Origin of the sequence: Phenylobacterium sp. (assembly GCF_044372605.1) — a bacterium.
GTDB lineage: Bacteria > Pseudomonadota > Alphaproteobacteria > Caulobacterales > Caulobacteraceae > Phenylobacterium.
Genome location: NZ_JBILRO010000312.1, coordinates 1 through 3254, shown reverse-complemented (window position 1 = coordinate 3254; position 3254 = coordinate 1). Strand labels below are relative to the sequence as shown.

Below are 3254 nucleotides of genomic sequence, written 5' to 3'. Positions count from 1 at the left end.
AAGCGACGGGCATGACAGCCGGCGCCGGCTGGACACAGGCGGGGTTCCTGCCCAGGGTCTACGCCGGCAAGGCGCCGGACGGGATCTATGAGGTCGACGTCGTCGCCCAGAAGCCCACGACGCCGGGCGCGGCGACCCCGACCTCGATCGAGGTCAAGGGCGACTGGTCCAAGTTTACGGACGGGCGCGTCAAGGGCGTGAAGTACATCTCCAAGACCAACACGGTCGTCGCCATGCTGCCAGGCGCTGCGGCGCCGCCGGCGAAATAGGACCCGCGGCGCCAGGCTGTGCCTACATCGGCGGCTTGGCGCCGTTTTCCCCGATCGAGATCGAACCGGCCATAAGCTGGCCGCTGGCGGCTTTCTGCACCACCATGAACACCGGGATGCCCGGCTTCACCTGGGCGCGGGTCCCACCGACGATCTGCACGATCGGAACATTGGCGGGAACGGTGATCGTGCGCTTGCCATAGGAATAGGACACCTCCATCTGACGGCTGCCCCTCTTGCCGGCCACCACCGTGCCGACGGTGCCGTTGGTCATCATCGAACCCTTCTTCAGGTCCCAACCGTAGTGGCCCTCGCCCATCTTCACGCCGGGCGGGAAGACGTGGACCTCAAGCGATCGGCCCTTGCCGTCCTTGCCGGGCACCTCGGCCGTGCCGATGAAGCTGCCAGGCTTGATGGCATCCATCTCGACGGGCTTCAGCATCGCGACGCTCCAGTTGGGCGTCAGGCCCACCTTCTGGACGGGGCCCTTGGCCGGCTTCACCGATATGGAGCTCGCGTCCAGCGCAGTCACCACACCGCGCACCACGTTCGGAGCCGCGGGCGCCTGGGCCTGGGCGACGCCTGCCGCAAGCGTGAAGGCCACAGCCAGTGTTGTCAGTCTGATCATAAGTTACCTTCCCCTGGCGCCCTCTGGCGCGGAACCGTTGGAACCCGTCCTATCCCATCGATTCACGGCCACCAATCTGCATTTCACACTTAACCTTGGGGGTCAGGGACCTATAACGGCTAATCGAACCGTGGGGGCTTTGGGAATGAACAGGTGGAGCAGGGGGATTGGGCTTCTGGCAGCGCTGGCGCTGGCCGCATGCACACCCAAACCCGACGGGGCCGCGCCGACAGCTGCGGCTGGCGGTGTGCTCAGGATCTACAACTGGTCCGACTATATCGACCCGGCGCTGCTGGCGGAGTTCACCAAGGAAACCGGGATCAAGGTCACCTACGACACCTTTGATTCGAATGAGGTGCTGGAGACCAAGGTGCTCCAGGGCGACACCGGCTACGACGTGGTGGTCCCCTCCAACCACAACCTGCCACGCTACATCACTGCAAAGGCCGTGCTGCCGCTGGACAAGGCCCAGTTGCCCGGTCTGGCCAATCTGTCGCCCGACACCGTGGCCCACATGGCGGCCTTCGATCCGGGCGGCGCCTACGCCGTGCCCTACATGCAGGGCACCATCGGGATCGGCTACAATGAGGCCGCCGTCGCCAAGCGCCTGCCGGGCGTGAAAATCGACAGCTGGGCGGTGGTCTTCGACCCGGCCAACCTGGCCAAACTCAAGGACTGCGGCGTCTATTTTCTCGACGCTTCGGAAGACATGTATGCGGTGACGCTCAACTACCTGGGCAAGGACTCCAACTCAAAGGTCCCGGCCGACTATGAGGCTGCGACCGCGCTGCTGCTGAAGGCGCGCCCCTTCGTGCGCAAGTTCCACTCCTCGGAGTACATCGAGGCCCTGGCCAACGGAGACATCTGCGTTGCCGTCGGCTACTCCGGCGACATCCTGCAGGCAAAGGCGCGCGCGGAAGAGGCCAAGACCGGCGTCAAGATCGCCTACGCGGTTCCGAAGGAAGGCAGCCAGGTCTGGTTCGACGTCTTCGCCATCCCCAAGGACGCCCCCAACCCGGCGGCGGCGCACAAGTTCATCGCCTTCATGCTGCGCCCGGAAATCATCGCGCGCGCGTCCAACTTCACCCGCTACGCCAATGCCAACGCGGCAGCGACGCCGATGGTCGAGGCGGCGATCCGCAACGACCCCAACGTCTATCCCACTCCCGAACTGGCGACCCGTCTTTTCGTGACCACCACCAAGGACCAGGCGCTTCTGCGTGACGTCAACCGGCAGTGGACGAAGGTCCTGACGGGGCGTTGAACGGCCGGGCTCAAATCGGCGGAATCCGCTCCAGCTTCGCGCCCTGGGAAGATCCGGCTGCGAAGCCGCTGGTGAGGTTCGAGGGCGTATCGCGCGCGTTCGGCGATACCGCAGCGGTCCGCAGCGTCGACCTCTCGATATATGAAGGCGAGTTCTTCGCGCTTCTGGGCCCGTCCGGCTGTGGCAAGACCACATTGATGCGCCTGCTGGCCGGGTTCGAGAGCCCGGATGCCGGAAGGATCCTGCTGGAAGGGCGAGACATCAGCGGAAGTCCTCCGCATCAGCGGCCGATCCATATGATGTTCCAGGCCTACGCCCTGTTCCCGCACCTGAGTGTCGCCGGAAACATCGCCTTCGGTCTGAAACGCCAGGGCGTGTCCAGGGCAGAGATCGGGCCGCGCGTTGAGGAAATGCTGTCGCTGATGAAGCTGGAGGGCCTGGGCGGACGCCGTCCGGACCAGCTTTCCGGCGGTCAACGCCAGCGGGTCGCGCTGGCTCGCGCGCTCGCACCCCGGCCGCGCATCCTGTTGCTCGACGAGCCGATGGCCGCGCTCGACCGCAAGTTGCGCGAGGAGACCCAGTTTGAGTTGATGGCGGTCCAGCAGAGCCTGGGGATGACCTTCATGATCGTCACCCACGACCAGGATGAGGCCATGGTCGTGGCGGACCGCATCGCCATCATGCGCGCCGGCGAGATCGTCCAGATCGGCCGGCCCGCCGAAATCTACGAAACACCGGCGGATCGCTATGTGGCCGGCTTTGTCGGCGACGTGAACCTGTTCGAGGGCCGGGCCGAGATCGATCCGGCGGGCGTTCGCATCGTCTCGGCCGAAGGATCCTTCGTGGCCGAAGGGGTCGCGACCCCGGGGCAGACCGCCTGGCTGGCGGTGCGGCCCGAGAAGATCGCCGTGCATGCAGAGCCCCCGCCGCCTGGCGAAAACTGCCTGGCCGGCAAGATCGTCGACTATGGCTATCTGGGCGACTGGACCACCTATCTGGTGGAGGTCGAGACCGGCCGCACGCTGCGGGCCGCCCGCGCCAACGCCACCCGTTCGGTAGATCGTCCGCTGGGCTGTGATGACCCCGTCTGGCT

Annotated in this window: 4 protein-coding genes; 3 read left to right on the top strand and 1 reads right to left on the bottom strand. The window is 65.8% G+C overall.

Going from position 1 to position 3254, the window contains the following annotated elements; all coding sequences use genetic code 11:
• Positions 1 to 269: hypothetical protein (locus tag ACIQ42_RS17430; protein ID WP_397423496.1), on the top strand; the 269-nt coding region annotated here is incomplete at its 5' end.
• A 22-nt stretch (positions 270 to 291) separates the two neighbouring features.
• Here ACIQ42_RS17430 and ACIQ42_RS17425 read toward each other — a convergent pair.
• The gene (locus ACIQ42_RS17425; protein WP_397423495.1) at positions 292 to 897 is read right to left on the bottom strand and encodes a hypothetical protein; all 606 of its coding nucleotides are present in this window, start codon (positions 895 to 897) and stop codon (positions 292 to 294) included.
• Between the two features lie 145 nt (positions 898 to 1042).
• Between ACIQ42_RS17425 and ACIQ42_RS17420 the strand changes: the two genes are divergently transcribed.
• Together ACIQ42_RS17420 and ACIQ42_RS17415 are read left to right on the top strand one after the other, a co-directional pair.
• Entirely contained in the window at positions 1043 to 2161 is a 1119-nt protein-coding gene (locus tag ACIQ42_RS17420; RefSeq protein ID WP_397423494.1) for a polyamine ABC transporter substrate-binding protein, read from the top strand.
• Positions 2134 to 3254, top strand: a 1121-nt coding sequence (locus ACIQ42_RS17415; protein ID WP_397423493.1) for an ABC transporter ATP-binding protein, incomplete at its 3' end; no start/stop codon positions are given. The genes ACIQ42_RS17420 and ACIQ42_RS17415, both read left to right, overlap by 28 nt.

What these genes read in the sequence shown, in the direction of transcription:
- ACIQ42_RS17425 (WP_397423495.1), bottom strand. Translation starts at nt 897, where the DNA reads ATGATCAGACTGACAACACTGGCTGTGGCCTTCACGCTTGCGGCAGGC.
- ACIQ42_RS17420 (WP_397423494.1), top strand. Translation starts at nt 1,043, where the DNA reads ATGAACAGGTGGAGCAGGGGGATTGGGCTTCTGGCAGCGCTGGCGCTG.